Raw genomic sequence first — 20750 nt, 5'->3', positions numbered from 1 at the left:
TAATATCTGTAAATTTAGTTTCAAAAATTAAGCCATATTAACTATTTTGTTACTTTTTAGACCTTACACTTTCAATAATTACGGTTGCTAATACTAAACCACCACCAATAAAAGTATTTGATGAAGGTAGCTCATTTAAAAAAACGAAAGCAATAATAATTCCAAAAATTGGCTGTGTACTACCAATAATACTTGCTGTACTGGCTTTAAAGTACTTTAAACTATTTACAAACATCGTATGACCAATAGCGGTTGTTACGATGGCTAGTAAAAGAACGTATGGGTATTGGGTTGTAATATTAGAGCTGTCCATAACATATAAAACAGGAGCTAAGACAACAGTTAGAATAAGCACTTGGTAAAACATTAGCATAGTGCCATTATATTTATTTATATGACCTTTTAATATTAGAATTCTTAAGGCATAACATATAGCCGAAAGCACACCAAAAAGAACACCTTGTAACTGACTACTTTCTAAACTAAACTCTGGAGCTAAAATATAAATACCAAGAAGTACCATTATACCCAAAACAATATGAATAGGATCTAACTTTGTTTTTGAAAAGAAAGGTTCTAAAAGTGCAATTATAATTGGGAATGTAAATAATGAAATCATTCCAATAGCTACGTTTGAAAGCTTTAAGGCATAGAAATAAGTGATCCAATGGCCTCCCATTAAAAGTGCTGCGATAAAAAAAGTGAGGCGGTCTTTTTTGTTTTTAACCTTTAAATCAATGCCTTTATAAATACAAAAAACGAATAAAAGTACTGCAGCCAAAATTGAGCGCCACCAAATAATTATAGGTGTTGGTAAATCTATAAACTTTCCTAAAGGCCCAGAAGTACTAAGACATATCGTTGCGACTATGAGCAGAAAGAGGTGGTTTAAATGACTTTTTTCATTCATTTATCTTAGATAATGCGGTTAATGCTTGTTTGGTAGATTTAATATTCTCGAAAGATAGCAATAAGCGCAGCCCTTTTCGGGTTTGTTTTTCTTTCATTTTACATTTACCAGCATTCATTTGTACAAATTGTAACACTTTGGTAAATGCATCACTTTGGTAAAATCCACTTTGTTGATCTTGCACAAAATAACCAATCATTTTACCTTGTTTCATAATCAGTTTTTCTATGCCCATTTTAGTCGCAATCCATTTGAGACGCACACTATCTAATAAGTCTGAAACTTGTGTTGGTAATTCACCAAAACGGTCAATAATTTCAGTTTCGAATGTAGCGAGTTCTTCTTCAGTTTTAATGGCGTTTAATTTGGTATAAAGATTTAAACGCTCGGTAATGTTATTGATATAATCGTCTGGAAATAACAATTCGAAATCCGTATCAATGGTCATGTCCTTAACATATTGTTTCGGTTTACCATCATCTTTATATAAATCTGAAAATTCGGTTTCTTTTAATTCGTCAATAGCTTCATTTAAGATTTTCTGATAAGTATCAAACCCAATATCATTAATAAATCCGCTTTGTTCGCCACCCAATAAATCACCAGCACCTCTGATTTCTAAATCCTTCATGGCAATATTAAATCCGCTACCTAATTCTGTAAATTGCTCTAATGCCGAAATCCGTTTTCTGGCATCAGTCGTCATGGCAGAATATTCTGGTGTAATAAAATAACAAAAGGCTTTTTTGTTACTACGACCAACACGTCCACGCATTTGGTGCAAATCACTCAATCCAAAATTATTAGCATTATTAATAAAAATAGTATTGGCATTTGGCACGTCTAAGCCACTTTCTATAATGGTTGTACTGACCAAAACATCAAACTCACCATTCATAAAAGCTAGCATTAAACTTTCGAGTTTTTTACCATCCATCTGTCCATGACCAATTCCGATTTTAGCATCTGGCACTAAACGTTGAATCATACCAGCAACTTCCTTAATGTTTTCAATTCTATTATGAATAAAAAACACTTGGCCACCACGTTGAATTTCATAACTCACGGCATCTCTAATGGTTTCCTCACCAAAACGAATCACATGGCTTTCAATTGGATATCGATTTGGCGGAGCGGTATTAATAACTGATAAATCTCGTGCCGCCATTAGACTAAACTGAAGTGTTCTTGGGATTGGAGTTGCCGTTAACGTTAATACATCAACATTTTCCTTTATGGTCTTTAATTTCTCTTTTACAGCAACACCGAATTTTTGTTCTTCATCAACAATCAGCAAGCCTAAATCTTTGAACTTAACGTTTTTATTAGCCAACTGATGTGTGCCAATTATAATATCTACGCTTCCTTTTTCTAAGCCTTCTAAAGTTTCACGTTTTTCTTTGGCTGTTCTAAAACGATTGACATAATCTACAGTCACGGGAAAATCCTTCAAACGTTCTCTAAATGTTCGGGAGTGTTGATACGCCAAAATGGTGGTTGGTACTAAAACAGCAACTTGTTTTCCATTATCAACAGCTTTAAAAGCGGCTCTTATGGCAACTTCAGTTTTACCAAAACCAACATCTCCACAAATAAGACGATCCATTGGTCGCTGACTTTCCATATCTGCTTTTATGTCTGCAGTGGATGAAATTTGATCTGGTGTATCTTCATAAATAAAAGACGCTTCAAGCTCTAACTGCATGTGACTGTCTGGAGCATACTGAAATCCTTTTTTCAACTTTCGCTTAGCATAAAGTTTTATAAGGTTGAAGGCAATTTCTTTAACCTTAGATTTGGTTTTTTGTTTTAAGGTTTTCCAAGCTTTGCTGCCCAGTTTATAAACTGTTGGTGGCTTACCGTCTTTACCATTAAACTTGGTAATTTTATGCAAAGAGTGAATGCTGAGGTATAAAATATCGCGTTCACCATAAACCAGTTTTATCGCTTCTTGTTTTTTACCCTCGACATCAATTTTTTGAAGCCCTCCAAACTTTCCAATACCATGATCGATGTGCGTGACATAATCTCCAATCTCGAGATTGGTTAATTCTTTTAAGGTGATGGCTTGCTTTTTCGCGTAGCCATTCTTAAGATGGAATTTATGGTAACGATCAAATATTTGATGGTCTGTGTAAACAGCTAAGTTGTGTTCAGTGTCTATAAAACCTTGATATAAAGACAACACAATAGTTTTATAATGTACCGTTTGTTCTGCGTCATCAAAAATATCATGAAACCGTTTTGCTTGTTGCTCACTTACACAAGCAATATAATTTGTTATTCCGTTGCTGTGGTTATCATTTAAGTTTTCAATTAACAGATTAAACTGCTTATTAAAAGCGGGTTGTGGCTTTGTGTAAAATGCAATAAGTTGTTCGGCGAAAAAGGCTTCAGATCCAAATTCTACTAAAGCATAGTCTAAAAACTGTCGTTTTAAGACTTCTGAATTACAGAATAATTCTTTTGGTTCTGCATGCTTTACATCACTAGATAAACTATTAAAAGTGTCTTCAGCTTTATTGAAAAAATCATCAATTCTAGAAAATGTAAGTGATGCATTTTTAGAAAAAATAATCGTTTTATTAGAAATGTATTTTAGAAAACTTTCACGTTGTTCAGCAATTAATTTATTAGCCACATTTGGAATGATGCTAACTTTTTTTATGCGCTCTGTAGACAGTTGTGTTTCTACGTCAAAGGTTCTTATGCTATCAACTTCGTCCCCAAAAAACTCTATTCGGTAAGGCTCATCATGTGAAAATGAAAACACATCTACGATACCTCCTCTAACTGAGAAATCACCTGGTTCTGTAACAAAATCGACACGTTTAAATTTGTATTCAAACAAAACTTCGTTAACAAAATCGATACTTAAATCGTTTCCAACGGAAATTTTTAAAGTGTTCTTTTCAAGTTCCTTTTTAGTAACTACTTTTTCAAAAAGGGCATCAGGATACGTAACAATTATACACGGTTTTTTACGGGAATTAATCCGATTTAAAACTTCGGCACGTAAAAGGACATTAGCATTGTTGGTTTCTTCAATTTGGTAAGGTCTGCGATAACTTCCTGGATAGAATAACACATCTTTAGTATTGATGAGTTGTTCTAAATCGTTAAGGTAAAAAGCAGCTTCTTCTTTATCATCAAAAATCAATAAAAATGGTTGCTCGGCTGTTTTAAAAGCTTCGGAAATTGTGATTGATAACGATGAACCAACAAGACCTTTTAAATGTACTTTTGCTTGGTTTTGGGCAATAGTAGTTTGCAGATTTTGCAGTTGCAAAGTCTGTGCGAATGTTTGGGCAATAGATACTTTACTCAAGTTTCTTTTGTTTGAAGATGTAAAAATACATGATTTTATTTATTTGTTTCTTCAAAAATAAAATCAAATAATATTTATGCACTAACGAAGCGGTTCTTAAAGTGTCTCTAAATTTTGTGTTTTTTATCCCTCAAAAAGAAGAAGCGTCTGAAAACATATAAAATTTTTGAAGTGTTGCGTGCTGATAAATTCTATTAAAGAGTATATATTTGTTAAGAATTAATAATTAGATTTTAAATAAAATAGATATATGTCATTTTCAGATTTATTCGATAGCGGATTTAAAAAACGTAATGAAGATCACTTTGCTTCAATTGTAAGGGTTGCTATGAGTGATGGTGTAATTACAGATAAAGAGAGAGCTTTCTTAGATCGTTTAGCAACACGTTTAAGTATTTCAGATCTCGATTATAAGAAAATTTTAGAAGATTATAATACGCATCCTATAAATGCTCCGCATTCTTACGATCAACGTTTAGAACGTTTGTATGATTTAGCACGAATGGTTTGGGCTGATGATATTGAAGGGCCTAATCAGCATTGGTTATTGGAGAAACTTTGTGTAGGAATAGGGTTTCACTCTAAAAATGTTAAATATATTGCCGATAAAGCATTAGCATTAGCTTACGATAAGGTTGATCTCGATGATTTTAAGGACGGTATAAAATCTATGAACGAATAAAACAGTTCAATTAGAAAGAAAAAAGCGACTATAATTTAACTCTAAGTGGTTAAAGTATAGTCGCTTTTTAGTTTTAAGACGTAAGTTTTTTATTCCGCATTGCGCATAAACTCTTCTGCTTTTTCTACCATATTTTTACTACCACAAATAAATGACACACGTTCATGTAGTGCTGTAGGTTGAATGTCCATTATTCTTGCAAACCCATCACTGGCCTTTCCTTTGGCTTGTTCTGCAATAAATGCCATAGGGTTACACTCATAAAGTAAACGTAGTTTACCATTAGGATTTTTAGAGCTTTTAGGATACATGTAAATACCACCTTTAATCATATTTCTATGAAAGTCAGAAACTAAAGATCCAATATATCTACTTGTGTACGGTCTGTCTTCACCATCTTCTTGGCAGTACTTTATATACTTTTTAATTCCCACAGGGAAATCTGAATAATAACCTTCATTTACAGAATAAATATGACCATCTTCAGGGAATTCCATATCTGGATGTGATAAATAATACGACCCAATGGCAGGATTAAGAGTAAACCCATTAACACCATGTCCTGTAGTATAAACTAACATGGTAGACGTACCATAAACCACATAACCAGCAGCGACTTGTGCACTACCTTTTTGTAAAAAATCGTCTAAAGTTACAGGTGTTCCTAATGGAGTAACGCGTCTATATATAGAAAATATAGTTCCTACAGATACATTTACATCAATATTAGACGATCCATCAAGCGGATCAATTAAAACGACATATTTATTTTGATTATTCTCATCTTGGCTATTAATAGCAATGAAATCATCTTCTTCTTCACTAGCAATACCACAAACTATGTTTCTTTTTGTTAGTGTTTGTATAAATTTTTCATTGGCATAAACATCGAGCTTTTGCTGATCTTCACCTTGAATATTAGTATCACCAGCATTACCAATGATATCTACCAAACCAGCCTTATTAACTTCGTGATTAACCACCTTTGCCGCTAAACGAATAGAGTTAAGAAGCCGAGAAAGCTCCCCAGAAGTGTATTTAAAGGAGGTTTGATTTTCAATTATAAATTCACCTAAGGTTTGTTTTCTTTTTGACATGAAGTAATATATTGTTTAGTAGCACACAAATATCGTACTTTTTAACAAACTATAACGTTTTCGTACTTTAAAAAAATTATTTTGTAATGTGAGTTTAGTTACCTTTGATTTTTTAATTTGTAAAAATGAACCAACCTAGATTAGCACGTATCGAAGATATGCCAAGAGTTTTAGAACTCATTCAAGAACTGGCAACGTTTGAAAAAGAAGAAGACGCGGTAGAAATTTCAAAATCAGATTTAGAAAATGATGGTTTTGGAGACCAACCAAAATTTATTTGTTTTGTATCTGAAATTGAAAATACCATTGAAGGTATTGCTTTGGTTTACCCAAGATACTCGACATGGAAAGGCGAAATACTACATTTAGAAGATCTTATTGTTAGCGAAAAATGTAGAGGCAAAGGTATAGGATCTCTGCTTTTAGATACCGTTGTGAAATATGGTGAAGAGCTAGGAGTAAAACGAATAAGTTGGGAGGTTTTAGATTGGAACGAACCAGCTATAACGTTCTACGAAAGTAAAGGCGCAGATGTGAAACGCGATTGGAATGTTGTACATCTAGACGAAAAAGGAATTAAGAATTATTTAACCCAATTATAATGCGCATATTTAAGTTTGGTGGTGCATCAGTAAAAGATGCAAATGGTGTAAAAAATTTAGCAAAAGTTTTAAAAACTACTGGTTTTGACAACACGTTAGTTGTGGTTTCTGCAATGGGAAAAACGACTAATAGAATGGAGTTAGTTATCAAGAATTATTTTGAAAACAAACCCGAATTACCAAGTTCAATTCACGAGGTTGTTAAATGCCACGATGATATTTTAGTAGATTTATTTGAGAATAAACGTCACCAAGTATTTACAGATGTAAAGACCCTTTTTGACGAATTAAATGCCTTTTTTAAAAGCAATAAATCTCCAAATTATAATTATGTGTACGATCAAGTAATTGGTTATGGTGAATTAATTTCGACCACAATTATTAGTCATTATCTAAATGAAATAGGCCTAAAAAATAATTGGGTGGATGTGAGAGAATTTATAAAAACAGACAGTTATTATAGACGCTCTAATGTAAATTGGGAAAAAACACAAGAGAATATTTCAGCGCACTTAAATCCTAATATTTTAAATATTACTCAAGGATTTTTAGGTAGTGATGCCAATAATTTTACCACGACTTTAGGACGCGAAGGAAGTGATTATACGGCAGCGATTTTTGCTTATTGTTTAAACGCGAATAGTGTAACCATTTGGAAAGATGTTCCTGGTGTTTTAAATGCAGATCCTCGCTATTTTGAAAATGCACAATTATTACATCAAATATCCTATAGAGAAGCTATTGAGTTGGCTTTTTACGGAGCTTCAGTAATTCACCCAAAAACGCTTCAACCTTTACAGAGAAAAGAAATTCCGTTGTATGTAAAATCGTTTTTAAATCCTGAAGGTGATGGCACTTGCGTAAGTAAAGGGAAAGCCTTAGTGCCAGAGATTCCGTGTTTTATTGTAAAGAAAAATCAGACGTTAATTTCTCTGTCGTCCTTAGATTTTTCATACATTATGGAAGAAAATATCAGTGAAATATTTAGTTTATTACACTTGTATAAAATGAAGGTTGATGTAATTCAGAATTCTGCGATTAGCTTTTCTGTTTGTATTGATAATTTATATGATAATTTAGAAAAACTGCTACAACATTTAAAGGCTAAATTTAAGGTTGTTTGTCATAATAATGTAAGTCTTTATACGATTAGACATTATAATGACGTTGTTGTAAAAGAGCTTGAAAAAGATAAAACAGTTTTACTTAAGCAGTTAGCTCAAGGAACCGTACAGGTTGTTACTAAATAAATAGTTGTTACATTTGTTTTATGGGGAAATCATCTGATACCGGTTTAGTTACCGCAAAGGAAGTTGCAAAAGCAATTCATGCTGATAAGTATGGATTTTTGGGAACTTTTTCTGGTTGGGTATTGATGAAAGTACTTAAAATATCGACCTTAAATAAGGTTTATAACCGAAATAAGCACCTCAATAAACTAGAGTTTTTAGATGGTATTTTAGACGAATTTCAAATTAAGTTCGAAATTCCTGAAGCAGACATGAAGCGTCTGCCCAAAGAAGGACCATATATCACCATTTCTAATCATCCGCTTGGTGGTATTGATGGTATTTTGCTGTTAAAATTAATGTTAGAGCAACGAAGCGATTTCAAAATAATCGCTAATTTTCTATTACATAGAATAGAACCTTTAAAACCATATATAATGCCAGTGAATCCTTTTGAAGACCGAAAGGACGCTAAAAGTAGTATTGCAGGTTTTAAAAATGCCATTATGCATTTGCGCGAAGGACATCCATTAGGTGTGTTTCCTGCTGGTGAAGTTTCTACCTATAGAGATGGAAAATTAGTTGTAGATAAACAGTGGGAAGAGGCTGCTATGAAGCTTATTCAAAAGGCAGAAGTTCCTATCGTTCCTATTTATTTTCATGCTAAAAATAGTCGTTTATTTTACAGGCTGTCTAAGTTGAGTGACACACTACGAACGGCAAAATTACCGTCAGAATTATTAACCCAAAAACGTCGAGTAATAAAGGTAAGAGTGGGTAGACCGATTTCTATTAAAGATCAGAAAGAACATCCAAATCTTCCAGAATTTTCAGAATTCTTAAGGAGAAAAACCTATATGTTATCTAAAACTTTTGAAGATAAACCTAAGATTTTAGATAATATTCAATCGCAATTAAAAGTGGCTAAAATGCCCAAACGAATTGAGACCCCTGTTGCACCAAAATTAATGATTGCTGAGGTTGATAAACTTAGAGTTGAAGACGGCAGGCTTTTAATGAGTAAAAATTATGAAGTGTTTTTTGCGTCGCCGAAAGATATTCCAAATATTTTAAAGGAAATAGGCCGACTTAGGGAAATTACATTTAGAGAAGTTGGAGAAGGTACTAATGAATCTACGGATTTAGATAAATTTGACACGTATTATCACCATATGTTTCTGTGGGACAACGAACAAAATGTCATTGCAGGAGCTTACCGAATGGGTTTAGGTTCTAAGATTTTTGAACGTTTCGGTATCGATGGTTTTTATTTGCAAGATTTGTTTCGTTTTGAACCAGAATTGCATAAAATGATGAGTCAATCCATAGAAATGGGAAGGGCTTTTATTATAAAAAACTACCAGCAAAAACCAATGCCTTTATTTTTACTTTGGAAAGGGATTGTACATATTACATTGCGTTATCCTGAACACAAATATTTAATAGGAGGCGTGAGTATAAGTAATCAGTTTTCAAATTTCTCTAAAAGTTTGATGATTGAGTTTATGAAATCGCATTATTATGATCCTTATGTAGCGCAGTATGTACGTCCTAAAAAAGAGTTTAAGGTTAAACTCCAAGATGCAGATAAGGAGTTTGTTTTTGATGAAACAGAAGCCGATTTAAATAAATTTGATAAGATTATAGATGAGGTAGAACCAGGAGCCTTACGTTTACCTGTGTTACTCAAAAAGTACATTAAACAAAACGCTAGACTTGTAGCGTTTAACGTAGATCCTATGTTTAATAATGCCGTGGATGGTTTAATGTATATTAAAATTGCCGACTTACCAGAAAGTACCGTTAGACCTGTGATGGAAGAATTTCAGGCCGAATTAGAACGTAAGTTTACAGATAATAATGAGGATAAGTAAGCTTGGTGTTGCATTCTTTTTATTCCCAATAATTTGTATTTCACAAACTTTAACAGGTCGTGTTATAGATAAAATTACACAACAGCCAATTGAGACCGCTTCTGTATATTTTAATAATACTACAATTGGTACCACTACAAATGCTAATGGCGAGTTTTCAATTGACTACTCAGACGCTGTTCAATCTACTTTAGTGATTTCTTATTTAGGATTTGATAAGGTCTTGATTTCCGATTATAGAAGTCAAAATAATATCAACGTAGAACTTGTTGAAGCAGATAATACTTTAGATGAAGTTCATATAGCATATGACGACGGTTTAACAAGACGACAGAAATTGAGATTGTTTAGAAAAGAATTTCTAGGAACTTCTAAGTTTGGGAAATCGTGTAAAATATTAAATGAAGACGATTTAGTATTAAAATATGACAAACACAATAAGGCGTTATATGCCAGCTCAAAAGTGCCACTTCAAATTTTAAATAAAGCCTTAGAATATGAAATTACCTATGATTTAATGGAATTTGAGACCAACTTTGGATATGCTAATCTTAGCGAAATGCGGTTTTCGGTTAATTCTGTAACGTTCTATGGTACGTCCTTCTACAATGATTTATATACTACAAAAAAGAAAACCTTAAAACATAGAGATAAAGCTTATAAAGGATCTGTTCAGCACTTTTTAAGGTCGCTTTACAATAAAAACTTGAGAGCAGAAGGGTATTGGATATACCATGATAAATTTAGGGTAGAAGAGTGGGAATATTTTTTGGTTGAAGCTTTAGAGAATGAAGATTTTAAGAAAGTAACTCTAAAAGAAAATGTCTCTATCCTATTTGAGAAAAATGATCAATCTAAAATTCAATTAGAAGTGCCCGAATTTTATGTTGATTCTTATGGTAATTTTACACCTGTTGTAGGAGTTTATTTTAGTGGTGTTATGGGAAATCAGAGAATTGGTGATACCTTGCCTTTAGCTTTTGGTTTAACTGGAAAAGAGTAAATAAAAAACCCAGAATTAACATTCTGGGTTTTTAATATTTTATAAACCTTTAAACCATTCTTGATATTGTTTACCAAGTAAAAAGGTCGGTTTCATCTCACCACCTAATGCAGAGATTAAACTCATTATCCAAGCAATTAATAGAACTATCCAGGCTACTAAGTTTACAATAGGAATCCAAGAAGAAACAACACCTAATAAAATTAAACCTAAATTTTGTCTAATGTAAAAAGAGCCAAATTCGGTTTTATTACTACTATTCATAACAATAGCAATAATCCATCCGATAAAAGTAATATGGGCAATAATTGCAACATTTTTACCATCACTGAATACTTCTTTTGCATCGTTGCTAAAATCATCAGCCGCTTTTTTTGCATCATCTGAAAATTCACTAGTTTTCTGGCTTATTTTATCGCCTGCTTTTTTAGCGCCATCTTTAGCATCGTCTAACATATCGTTAAGATCGTTGCCTAAATCTTTATTGTCTTCTGACATATTTTTTTGTTTTAAGTTAAACCATAAAGTTAATGAAATATTATGAATCAACTTAAATAATATATGTTATCAAAGGGTAATCTTTTTTTACCTAAATAACATAATTAGGCCTCCAATAGCGGAAACGATTATAATAAATCGTCTGTAATTTACATTTGAAATGAGTTTTACAATGTTTGCTCCCAATATAAACCCTAAAATAACCGCAGGAATTAACACGGAGTTTAAAACTAATGTGTCTATCGTAACGGTTTCCCAAACAAAGACATGAAAGGGAAGCTTAATCATATTGATAATAAAAAATAACCATGCCGCAGTTCCTATAAATTCATTTTTAGGATAACGCATGGTTAAAAAATAAATATTAGAAACCGGACCAGCTAAATTACCTATCATAGTAGTGAAACCAGTTAATAAACCAATACCAGTTGAAAACAACTTGTTACGTGGTATATACGTAGATTTTCGCTTTTCTAAGTAAATCATAATACCCACTGAAACAAGTATTATAATCGCCATTAATTTTTTAAAAACGATTTCAGAAATATCATTCCCTACCCAAACTCCAATTAAAACACCGACTATAATCCATGGAATTAGTTTTTTGATAATCACCCAATCTGCATGTCTGTTGTAATAAATAACAGCTAATATATCTGCACAAATTAACATAGGAAGAAGAATGCCTGTAGATGCTTTTTCTCCAAAAACAAAGGCAAGTATCACAATAAGAATAATACCTACACCTTTAATTCCTGATTTGGATAAACCCAATAAAAAAACTGCAAATCCAATAGCCATCCATTGAAACGCAGTTAAATTATAAGCGTGTAGAATTTCTAAATAAGACAATGATATGTGTTTAAATGGAATTTATAAAAAGGCCTTATCAACGGGTTCCCAAAGTTCAATTTTGTTACCGTCGTTATCTAGAATCCAGCCGAATTTACCATATTCGTATTCTTCCATATCACCAACAATGGTGACACCTTCGTCTTTTAACGTTGCTAATAATTCTTTTAAATTTTCAACCCTATAATTAAACATAAAGTCTTTTTTAGACGGTTCAAAGTGTTTGGTGTCTTCAGTAAACGGACTCCATTGAGTAGAACAGTCGTTTCCTTCTTTATCTTTCCACCAAAAGGTACAGCCATAATCGTCTGTGTTAAACCCTAAATGTTTTTTATACCAATCTTTAGCAGCTTTTGGATCTTTAGTTTTAAAAAATAAACCTCCAATTCCTGTGACGCGTTTTTTCATTTTATTCTGAATTTATTTTAAGATCTCATTGGTTGAAACCCTAAATGTTATAATTTTTTAATCTACTTTTTCTTTATGGCAGACTCGTATATGTCTATCCACTCGTTACACGTCATCTTTTTAGTCAGTTCGCCAATTAATTCAAACGGAATGTCGTCTATCTTTTTAAATCTAACGCAGCTTTTTCCCATGTCTAATTTTCGTTTGCAATGTTTTGGATACGCGTTAACAAACCAATCGTGTAGTTCTGGTTGCGCATAAATGCCACTATGATATAAGTTTATTGAGTTTTTTTGTGAAGCAAAACTCATAAATGGTAATGGCGTTTTTGGGTCGCAATGATAACCATCTGGATAAACGGAATGTGGCACATAATAACTTATCATATTATATAGAATGCCTTCTTCAAAACCATTTGGTAAATTATCAGTTATAACTTTCCTTAACGTTTTTAAAGCATTTTGGCGTTCTTTAGGTACTTGACTAATATAATCTTCTGGTGATGTAGCGTTGTATGTCATGTTTAAAAAGGTATGGTTAATATTGTAAGTTAACTAAACTTTGTTTTAATCTTATCGACGATTGTTTGCGAGAGTTTAATGTTGCTTTCAATCGTCCAACCTGCCACATGTGGTGAGAGCAACACATTTTTTGATGCTATTAAATATTGAAAAGCTTCTGGCATATCATTAGAAGTGAATAAATTTTCGAAAGACGATTTTTCATACTCTAAAACATCTAATCCTGCTCCCAGAATTTTACCAGATTTTAAGGCGTTAACTAAATCTTGAGTAACTACACTTTTACCGCGAGCTGTATTAATGAGCCAAAAAGGCTTTTTAAAACCTTTTATAAAATCAGAATTTATCATGTTTAAAGTTAGCTCTGTTTGTGGTATATGAAGACTTAGCACATCAGCTTTTGCTTTTAATTCTTCGAGAATAACTTGTTTGGCATTGGCATCTTCAACATTGGTTTTTATATCATAACACAAAACATCTACATCAAAGCCTTTTAGTTTTTTGGCAAATGCTTTTCCCATATTACCATAACCAATGAGGCCAACAGTTTTTCCGTCTAATTCTAATCCTCTGTTATCTTCTCGCAACCATTTTCCGTGTCTCACTTCTTTGTCCGCTTTATTTAGGTTATTAAAAAGTGATAACAACATCCCTAAGGCATGTTCTCCAACAGCATTTCGGTTACCTTCTGGTGCAGAAATAAGATATATGCCTTTATCTTCGGCATAATTGCAGTCTATATTTTCTAATCCAGCACCAACACGTCCTATAAATTTTAGGTTGGTGGCTGCATCTAAAAATTGCTTGTCTATGGTGAATCGGCTTCTAATTATAAGACCATCATAATCTGCGATTTTTGCTTCAACCTCAGATTTTGAAGACGTGTAATCTTCGTGATTGGTAAATCCTAAGGCGTTGAGTTGATTTAAAAGTAATGGATGATTAGAATCTAGGTGTAATATTTTCATGGTAATGCCTGCGAGAGTGGGAATCTATTTAAGCGTTAAATAATAACTTTTTAGTTTTTCAGATCTTCTAGATTTTTTAAAACCTAGTAGGTCTTATAATATGATGAAGTAAAGTTACAAAGATTTACAACGCGATTTACGATAGTTCACTTTTAAAATAGAGTAACATGGTGACTGCGTTAGGGATGGAACGGCATGTTTGAGCTCTTTTGCTTTTTTTGCAAAAAGCGAGTAGTGACAGCCCGACTCTACGTAGCTTTTCTAGTTGATGAAAGTGATTACAATAGCTACATAGCGAAGTAGAGTAACGCCCAAAAACTATTAAATACCTAACATCATTTTCGCGATTAAGAAATAGATTAAAATCCCGAAAACGTCATTGCTTGTGGTGATAAATGGTCCTGTGGCGACTGCAGGATCAATGCCTCTTTTGTCTAAAAAAATAGGAATAAATGTGCCAATAATTGCAGCCATTACAATCACAGCAACTAAAGCGATACTGATGGTTATGGATACAATGTATGGTGTTCCAAAAATAAAATGCGTAATAAGAATGGCAATTAGTGAAATAGCAATACCATTGACTAATCCTAATAAAAACTCTTTGAATAATCGTTTTAGAATTTTACCATCGATTGTGCCATTGGCAATACCTTGAACCACAATAGCAGAGGATTGTACTCCTACATTTCCGGCTGTTGCTTGAATTAAAGGTACAAAACTGAGCAACACTATAAAATTGCCCATATTATCATTAAACTGCTCTATAATACTGGCAGCTCCTAAACCTCCAAACATACCAATAAACAACCAAGGTAAACGTGCTTTGGTGAGTTTAAAAATACTATCATCGGCCTCGACATCTTGCGAAATACCAGCGGCTAATTGGTAATCTTTATCGGCTTCTTCTCGTATAACGTCTACAATATCATCAATGGTAATTCTACCGACTAATGTTTGGCTGTCATTTACAACAGGAATTGCTTCTAAATCGTATTTTGCCATTATTTTTGCGACATCTACCACATCATCGTTAACATGAACCCAATCCACGTTTTCTTTAGCGATAGACGCAATTTTTTGATCGCTTTTGGATGTAATTAAATCTTTTAAAGACAATCTGCCTATCAGTTTATCTTGTTTATCTACAACGTAAACCGAATGTACTCTTGTAACATCTTTAGCTTGCCCTCTAATTCTGCGTAAACAACCTGCAACAGTCCAAGTTTCGTAAACTTTAACGAGCTCTTTTGCCATGAGTCCACCAGCTGTGTCTTCATCGTAAGCTAAAAGTTCTTGAATTTCTTCTCTGTGTTCGTCGTCTGCAATCTGCGAGATAACTTCGGCTCGCCTACCTTCCGGAAGTTCAGCAATCATATCTGCCGCATCATCGGTATCTAATTCTTCAACCTCTTCGGCAATTTCTTTATTGGATAGACTTCTAAGTATTTTTTCTCGGATATCCTCATCGAGTTCCATCAGGATTTCTGAAGTGGTTTCAGAATCGAGAAGTTTTATAACATATACAGCATCATCATTGGTTAATTCATCTAAAATTTCGGCAATATCTGCGTGGTGATACTCATTTAATAAGGCTGTTAAGTCTTTGTCGTTTCCGTCTTCGACAAGGATTTCTACCTTTTCAATAAGCTCATCAGTTAACTGAAATTGTATGTTATCTTGGATGTCTTCCACTTGATTTTTAATACGCTTATTTTAATTCACCTCGACTGCACTCAGTGTGACAGCAAAGATCATTAGTTTTCGTCATTTTCTATTAGCGACGTTAGCTCTATAAACTGCGAAACACTCAGTTGCTCTGGTCGTTGCCCAAATATAGTATTTGCTTTTAAATTATCCGACAGATTGAATGTTTTTAAACTGTTGCGCAATGTTTTTCTACGTTGCTGAAAACCTGTTTTTACGACTTTAAAGAATAATTTTTCGTCGCAAGGCAAGGTGAAATTTTCTTTTCGTTTTAATAAAAGCACACCTGAATCTACTTTTGGTGGTGGATTAAATACGCTTGGTGGTACTGTAAATAAGTATTCTGCATCGTAAAATGCTTGGGTTAGTACAGATAAAATACCGTAAACTTTTGAGCCTTCTTTAGAACAGATTCTTAAGGCGACTTCTTTTTGAAACATACCAGAAAATTCTGGAATTTGATGTCTCATTTCTAGAGTTTTAAAAAGAATTTGTGACGAAATATTATATGGAAAATTACCAATAATAGCGAAAGGTTTATCCTTAAATACAAGATTTAAATCGTATTTTAAGAAGTCTTTTTCTATGATTCTATCTGCAAGATGTAAATAGTTGTTTTTTAGGTAATCTACAGATTCTGTGTCTATTTCTATGACGTGTATTATGGTGTCTTTTTTGAGAAGATATTTGGTAAGCACTCCCATTCCTGGCCCAATTTCTAAGACGTCGTTGTAGCCTTCTAAAGATAAGCTATCTGCAATATCTTGTGCAATAGATTCGTCTTCTAAGAAGTGTTGTCCTAGGTGTTTTTTGGCTTTTACTGTCATTTGTTTTTTTTTCTCGCAAAGGCACAAAGGCGCAACGCAATTATTTTGTAAAGATACGGTTTACTTGGGTTTTTTGTAATGAATGGCGCTGAGTGTTATTATACAATGATTTTCAGAGTTGTAATAAGATTGTTTTTTCTCGCAAAGGCGCAGAGACGCAAAGCGTTTTTACATAAAAAATAATGCTATGTTTAAAGAATCAAAAAAGCTATAAGCTTAATACAACCATGAGATTTCAAATAAAGTTGAGCTTTTTTCTTTGCGACTTGGCGTCTTTGCCCGAAAATATTATTCAAAACTAACCGAATACTCATCAACAACTTCTAACTCTGTTCTAAACGACAAGACTTTATCTCCAAAACGTTGTAAGCCAACTTGTTTTAAACGCTCGGCATGTTCAGCATAATATGAGTTTAGAGCTTCTCTAGAATGCGCTCTGAATTGAATAGAGTAGGTGTCTGCTTCGTCATCTTCTACCAAAACTTTGGTGAGTTTAGCTTCTTTAAACTTACCTGTTGCTAAGACTTGTGGAATGTGCTCTTTTATCCATTCTAACCATTCATTATGGATGCTTTTATCTATATTAAGAGTAACGTTGTATATAATCATATGAGTTCAAAATTCAAGTTTAACGTGTTAAATTCCAAAATGTTGCTGTTGGAATTGAGCGTTTGGGTTTTGTTATTTAGTTAATACTATCTCCTCTAAGCATTCTAAACTTTTTTCGCGCTTCAATAAAATAAATACTGTCTTGGTGATCAAATATTATTTTTTCGTAGAGTAGTTTGGCTTCTTCGGGTTTGGCTAAATAGTTATTGTAAAGTTCTGCTAAATAGTAAAGCGTGTCGTCTATTAGGATGTCTTCACTATAATCTTTAATAATGTCTTGGTAGTTCGCTTCAGCCTTAACATATTGTTTTCTTTTCTCGTAGAGTTTTGCTTGTTGAAACAAAGCCTGATCTGTGATGCTTTCACCTTTATGTTCTTCTAAAATTCGGTCTAATAGTGAAATAGCTTCTTCAGTTTTATTCTGAAACGCGAATAAGTCGGCCTTGGCATAATGCTTTAAAGCTGTTTGCGTGCTGTCTTCATGTTTATTATCCGAAATTAATAATTTTAAGTCTAAAGCATCATTTGCAATTAATTGAGATGTTGATGATTTTAAGATGTTAAGCTGCGATTCTGCCCATTCAAAATCACCTTTGTAATAACTTGTTTTTGCCACTTTAAATCGTGCTTCTTGAGCAATAATGCTATTTTTAAGGTTAGCCTGAATTTGAGAATAGAAAATTAAGGCTTCATTAAATTTTTCTTGAAGTACTAAAATATCAGCTAATAGCAATTTTACATTCGCTTCTTGAAACTTAGAAAGCTGTAAGCTTAAACTTTGCTTTAAGAACGTTGTGGCTGTTTCTGTGTCTTTTTGGTTAAAGGCTAAAAATTTACCATATGCTAATTGTAAGGATAAAGTAAGCTTAGATTTTCCAAACTCATTCAGCAAGCTGTTGTATTTTTCATCAATTTGCTGTAGCGTTTTAGCATCGGCATTTTTAGTGTCTATTTCTAAAATGTATTGGTGTGCCGTTAATGCTGTACTTCGATCTTGTGTAACCTCGAGTATATAATTGAAAATTGATTTTGCTGTGTCATCATCGTCGTCTTGTTGTGCTGTAACAGCTAATTCTATGAGACGATCTAAACTTTCAGGGTTACGCTTGTAAAGTGCTTTTTCTTGAATAAACGATTTGTTGTATGCTTTTTCTTGAACGTATAACCAACTCAACATATCATACCAGTACGTTTCTGGATTTTGTTGAATTTTTTTTAGAAGTAATCGTCGTAAATAGGTGTTGTTTATATTGTCTTTATCTTCGGAAACAAAGTCACTAATGAAACGTTTAATGTTATTGAGATAATTAGGTTTATACGCAATGTAATCTATATAGTTTAAGAACATTTTTTCGATATCACCTTGATCTCCATAAATGCGCGCTAACTGAATACTGAAGTTTTTTTCTGGTGATAAGACTTTACCTTTTTCATATAATCGAATGGCTTGTTCTGAAAGAGAATAATCTTCAAACTTTTTAGCGATAATATAAATAAAGTTGGGCTTATGGTCTACAAAAGCTATCGCTTCATCATAAAGTTTATTGGCAGTAGCAATACTATCTTTAAGTTGAAAGTTATAACCCAAAGCCACTGTAAATTCTGGACTTCTATTTATAGATAAACGTTGTTTCAAAAGAGCTTCAGCATCGTCATATTGTTCTAATTGTTGGTAGATATCTACAAGCTTAAGAATATAGTTGTAACTGTGTGGCTTTTCCCTCAGTAAATTTTTATAGATTAATTCTGCTTTTTTGAATTCTGCTTTTTTGTAATAACTATCCGCTTGTGCTTCACTATTTTGGGCAAAACCAGAATAACTGAAGACTAGAATAATTATTATGAAAAAACGCTGTTGCATGTTTGTATTTTAGTACCGCTAAAAGTCACTGTAAGTGTAAATATAACAAATGCTTCAAGTAGATGTTGTGAAAAAAAGTATAAAAAAATGCCTAAACTTATGTTTAGGCATTTTACTAGTAAAATAAATGTGCTATTAACCATTATTTTTGTAAAATATGATTCAATTATCTTGACTAGGTCCGTTTTATATTTTACTAATTAACAACATCAATTATAATGTTGAAAATTACCAAAAAGTATAGAGTATCTGGTTCGCTAAAACAAAACCTTGCTTACCATAGCAATCAAAGAAACGAGTAATACGATTCGTTTTATATTCTTCATAATTAAGCTCTTTTAATCTGGGAAACCTAAATTTCTAAAAACTTTATAAATAAAGCGAGGAAATACCTTTATAATCGTTAAAATGCATTAAAATTTAACATTTAGAGTAAGGTATATGGTTTTAAGAAATCATATCAAAGCCGGTATACGGCACTAAAACGTCAGGTATTTTTATACCATTTTCGGTTTGATAGTTTTCTAAAATTCCGGCTAAAATCCTTGGTAAGGCTAAAGAACTACCATTTAACGTGTGGCATAATTCGTTTTTACCTTCAGAATTTTTAAAACGTAATTTTAAACGATTGGCTTGGAACGTTTCAAAGTTAGAAACAGACGATACTTCTAACCAACGGTCTTGTGCCGTTGAAAACACTTCAAAATCGTAAGTTAAAGCAGAGGTAAATCCTAAATCGCCTCCACATAATCTTAAAATTCTATATGGTAATTTTAAGTCTTGTAAAATGCCTTTTACATGATTGACCATACTGTCTAATGCGTCATAAGAATTATCTGGATGTTCAACTCTTAGGATTTCAACCTTATCAAACTGATGTAATCTGTTTAATCCTCTAACGTGCGCACCATAACTACCCGCTTCACGTCTAAAACATGGTGTATAACCTGTGATGGTAATAGGAAGATCACTCTCGTTTAAAAGGGTGTCTCTAAATATATTGGTTGCAGGCACTTCTGCGGTTGGAATTAAGTATAAATTATCTCCTGTAACGTGGTACATTTGCCCTTCTTTATCTGGCAATTGTCCAGTTCCAAAACCAGACGCTTCATTCACCAAATGTGGTACTTGGTATTCGGTGTAACCAGCTTCGGTATTTTTGTCTAAGAAATAAGCAATAAGGGCACGTTGTAATCTTGCACCTTTACCTATATAAACAGGAAAACCAGCACCTGTAATTTTGTTTCCTAATTCAAAATCGATGATGTTGTATTTTTTAGCGAGTTCCCAATGTGGTAAGGCACCTTCATATAAACTAGGCACATCTCCATCTCTAAAGGTTTCCTCGTTGTCTTCATCCGTATTTCCTGCAGGAACAATAGGGTTTGGTACATTAGGGATTTTATATAAAAGCTCAGCAAGTGCCTCAATTTTACCATTGAGTTCTTGTTCTAAAGTTTTAGTAACGTCCTTTAATTGTGTTGTTTTCTCCTTTAGAATATTTGCTTTTTGGGTTTCGCCAGACTTGTATAAATTTCCAATCTCTTTAGATAAGCTGTTAGATTCTGCTTTCGTGGTATCTAATTTGGTCTGAATTGCTTTTCGGTCTTCATCGAAAGCAATAGCCTCGTTAATCATCTCTGTAGCATCAATATTTCGTTTTGCTAAACGTGCAATAATGTCTTCTTTGTTCTCTTGTATAAAAGCAACTTGTAACATATCTATTAATTTTGGTTTATGCCAATTGGCATGGGGAAATAAGCCACAAAAGTAA

At 33.1% G+C, this 20750-nt stretch carries 18 protein-coding genes; 5 read left to right on the top strand and 13 right to left on the bottom strand.

Going from position 1 to position 20750, the window contains the following annotated elements; all coding sequences use genetic code 11:
* Positions 1 to 49 precede the first annotated feature (49 nt).
* Entirely contained in the window at positions 50 to 910 is an 861-nt protein-coding gene (locus tag K1X16_RS05820; protein WP_225035379.1) for a DMT family transporter, read from the bottom strand.
* On the bottom strand, positions 903 to 4238 hold the full coding sequence (gene mfd, locus K1X16_RS05815) for a transcription-repair coupling factor (RefSeq protein WP_225035378.1): 3336 nt from the start codon (positions 4236 to 4238) through the stop codon (positions 903 to 905). The genes K1X16_RS05820 and mfd overlap by 8 nt, the downstream gene beginning before the upstream one ends.
* 250 nt (positions 4239 to 4488) lie before the next feature.
* Between mfd and K1X16_RS05810 the strand changes: the two genes are divergently transcribed.
* Entirely contained in the window at positions 4489 to 4920 is a 432-nt protein-coding gene (locus tag K1X16_RS05810; RefSeq protein WP_195872491.1) for a TerB family tellurite resistance protein, read from the top strand.
* An 89-nt stretch (positions 4921 to 5009) separates the two neighbouring features.
* Here the strand turns inward: K1X16_RS05810 and fbp are convergent, their stop codons facing one another.
* Positions 5010 to 6017, bottom strand: coding sequence for a class 1 fructose-bisphosphatase (fbp, locus tag K1X16_RS05805; RefSeq protein WP_225035377.1), 1008 nt, complete (start codon positions 6015 to 6017; stop codon positions 5010 to 5012).
* A 125-nt stretch (positions 6018 to 6142) separates the two neighbouring features.
* On the opposite strand from fbp, the gene K1X16_RS05800 reads away from it, so the two are divergent.
* The 4 genes from K1X16_RS05800 to K1X16_RS05785 are packed head-to-tail and all read left to right on the top strand — an operon-like array spanning position 6143 to position 10725.
* Positions 6143 to 6619 (top strand): GNAT family N-acetyltransferase, encoded by a 477-nt coding sequence (locus K1X16_RS05800; protein WP_195872489.1) that lies wholly within the window; start codon positions 6143 to 6145, stop codon positions 6617 to 6619.
* Entirely contained in the window at positions 6619 to 7869 is a 1251-nt protein-coding gene (locus K1X16_RS05795; protein WP_195872488.1) for an aspartate kinase, read from the top strand. The genes K1X16_RS05800 and K1X16_RS05795 overlap by 1 nt, the downstream gene beginning before the upstream one ends.
* Positions 7870 to 7889: 20 nt before the next feature.
* A complete protein-coding gene (locus K1X16_RS05790; RefSeq protein WP_195872487.1) occupies positions 7890 to 9722 on the top strand; it encodes a GNAT family N-acyltransferase in 1833 nt (610 codons plus the stop codon).
* Positions 9709 to 10725 (top strand): carboxypeptidase-like regulatory domain-containing protein, encoded by a 1017-nt coding sequence (locus tag K1X16_RS05785; RefSeq protein WP_225035376.1) that lies wholly within the window; start codon positions 9709 to 9711, stop codon positions 10723 to 10725. The genes K1X16_RS05790 and K1X16_RS05785 overlap by 14 nt, the downstream gene beginning before the upstream one ends.
* Before the next feature lie 39 nt (positions 10726 to 10764).
* Here K1X16_RS05785 and K1X16_RS05780 read toward each other — a convergent pair whose 3' ends face one another.
* From K1X16_RS05780 to serS, 10 genes are all read right to left on the bottom strand, one after another.
* A complete protein-coding gene (locus K1X16_RS05780) occupies positions 10765 to 11223 on the bottom strand; it encodes a YtxH domain-containing protein (RefSeq protein WP_195872485.1) in 459 nt (152 codons plus the stop codon).
* Between the two features lie 87 nt (positions 11224 to 11310).
* Positions 11311 to 12075 (bottom strand): sulfite exporter TauE/SafE family protein, encoded by a 765-nt coding sequence (locus K1X16_RS05775; RefSeq protein ID WP_225035375.1) that lies wholly within the window; start codon positions 12073 to 12075, stop codon positions 11311 to 11313.
* A 21-nt stretch (positions 12076 to 12096) separates the two neighbouring features.
* Positions 12097 to 12483 (bottom strand): VOC family protein, encoded by a 387-nt coding sequence (locus tag K1X16_RS05770; protein ID WP_195872484.1) that lies wholly within the window; start codon positions 12481 to 12483, stop codon positions 12097 to 12099.
* 62 nt (positions 12484 to 12545) lie between these two features.
* Positions 12546 to 13004, bottom strand: a complete 459-nt coding sequence (locus tag K1X16_RS05765) for a DUF1801 domain-containing protein (protein WP_225035374.1) — start codon at positions 13002 to 13004, stop codon at positions 12546 to 12548.
* 29 nt (positions 13005 to 13033) lie between these two features.
* A complete protein-coding gene (locus K1X16_RS05760) occupies positions 13034 to 13972 on the bottom strand; it encodes a 2-hydroxyacid dehydrogenase (RefSeq protein ID WP_225035373.1) in 939 nt (312 codons plus the stop codon).
* Between the two features lie 321 nt (positions 13973 to 14293).
* The gene (gene mgtE / locus K1X16_RS05755; protein WP_195872481.1) at positions 14294 to 15667 is read right to left on the bottom strand and encodes a magnesium transporter; all 1374 of its coding nucleotides are present in this window, start codon (positions 15665 to 15667) and stop codon (positions 14294 to 14296) included.
* A gap of 62 nt (positions 15668 to 15729) precedes the next feature.
* Positions 15730 to 16506 (bottom strand): 16S rRNA (adenine(1518)-N(6)/adenine(1519)-N(6))-dimethyltransferase RsmA, encoded by a 777-nt coding sequence (rsmA, locus tag K1X16_RS05750; RefSeq protein WP_225035372.1) that lies wholly within the window; start codon positions 16504 to 16506, stop codon positions 15730 to 15732.
* Positions 16507 to 16794: 288 nt separating this feature from the next.
* Positions 16795 to 17115: a DUF4286 family protein gene (locus tag K1X16_RS05745; RefSeq protein ID WP_195872479.1), complete on the bottom strand. Its 321-nt coding sequence runs from the start codon at positions 17113 to 17115 to the stop codon at positions 16795 to 16797.
* Between the two features lie 76 nt (positions 17116 to 17191).
* Positions 17192 to 18976, bottom strand: coding sequence for a tetratricopeptide repeat protein (locus K1X16_RS05740; protein ID WP_225035371.1), 1785 nt, complete (start codon positions 18974 to 18976; stop codon positions 17192 to 17194).
* Positions 18977 to 19423: 447 nt separating this feature from the next.
* The gene (gene serS / locus K1X16_RS05735) at positions 19424 to 20695 is read right to left on the bottom strand and encodes a serine--tRNA ligase (RefSeq protein ID WP_225035370.1); all 1272 of its coding nucleotides are present in this window, start codon (positions 20693 to 20695) and stop codon (positions 19424 to 19426) included.
* Positions 20696 to 20750 lie beyond the last annotated feature (55 nt).

It is taken from the genome of Winogradskyella sp. SM1960 (assembly GCF_020179375.1).
In the GTDB taxonomy this organism is placed as follows: Bacteria; Bacteroidota; Bacteroidia; order Flavobacteriales; family Flavobacteriaceae; genus Winogradskyella; species Winogradskyella marina.
The sequence above is the reverse complement of the archived record's forward strand: the minus strand, read 5'-3'. Positions and strand labels throughout refer to the sequence as shown.

Excerpts from the sequence above, each read along its gene's own strand:
- K1X16_RS05810 (WP_195872491.1), top strand. The coding sequence starts at position 4,489 with ATGTCATTTTCAGATTTATTCGATAGCGGATTTAAAAAACGTAATGAA.
- K1X16_RS05820 (WP_225035379.1), bottom strand. The coding sequence starts at position 910 with ATGAATGAAAAAAGTCATTTAAACCACCTCTTTCTGCTCATAGTCGCA.
- K1X16_RS05760 (WP_225035373.1), bottom strand. The coding sequence starts at position 13,972 with ATGAAAATATTACACCTAGATTCTAATCATCCATTACTTTTAAATCAA.
- K1X16_RS05795 (WP_195872488.1), top strand. The coding sequence starts at position 6,619 with ATGCGCATATTTAAGTTTGGTGGTGCATCAGTAAAAGATGCAAATGGT.
- K1X16_RS05770 (WP_195872484.1), bottom strand. The coding sequence starts at position 12,483 with ATGAAAAAACGCGTCACAGGAATTGGAGGTTTATTTTTTAAAACTAAA.
- K1X16_RS05745 (WP_195872479.1), bottom strand. The coding sequence starts at position 17,115 with ATGATTATATACAACGTTACTCTTAATATAGATAAAAGCATCCATAAT.
- K1X16_RS05740 (WP_225035371.1), bottom strand. The coding sequence starts at position 18,976 with ATGCAACAGCGTTTTTTCATAATAATTATTCTAGTCTTCAGTTATTCT.
- fbp (WP_225035377.1), bottom strand. The coding sequence starts at position 6,017 with ATGTCAAAAAGAAAACAAACCTTAGGTGAATTTATAATTGAAAATCAA.
- K1X16_RS05800 (WP_195872489.1), top strand. The coding sequence starts at position 6,143 with ATGAACCAACCTAGATTAGCACGTATCGAAGATATGCCAAGAGTTTTA.
- rsmA (WP_225035372.1), bottom strand. The coding sequence starts at position 16,506 with ATGACAGTAAAAGCCAAAAAACACCTAGGACAACACTTCTTAGAAGAC.
- K1X16_RS05765 (WP_225035374.1), bottom strand. The coding sequence starts at position 13,004 with ATGACATACAACGCTACATCACCAGAAGATTATATTAGTCAAGTACCT.
- K1X16_RS05790 (WP_195872487.1), top strand. The coding sequence starts at position 7,890 with ATGGGGAAATCATCTGATACCGGTTTAGTTACCGCAAAGGAAGTTGCA.
- serS (WP_225035370.1), bottom strand. The coding sequence starts at position 20,695 with ATGTTACAAGTTGCTTTTATACAAGAGAACAAAGAAGACATTATTGCA.
- K1X16_RS05780 (WP_195872485.1), bottom strand. The coding sequence starts at position 11,223 with ATGTCAGAAGACAATAAAGATTTAGGCAACGATCTTAACGATATGTTA.
- K1X16_RS05785 (WP_225035376.1), top strand. The coding sequence starts at position 9,709 with ATGAGGATAAGTAAGCTTGGTGTTGCATTCTTTTTATTCCCAATAATT.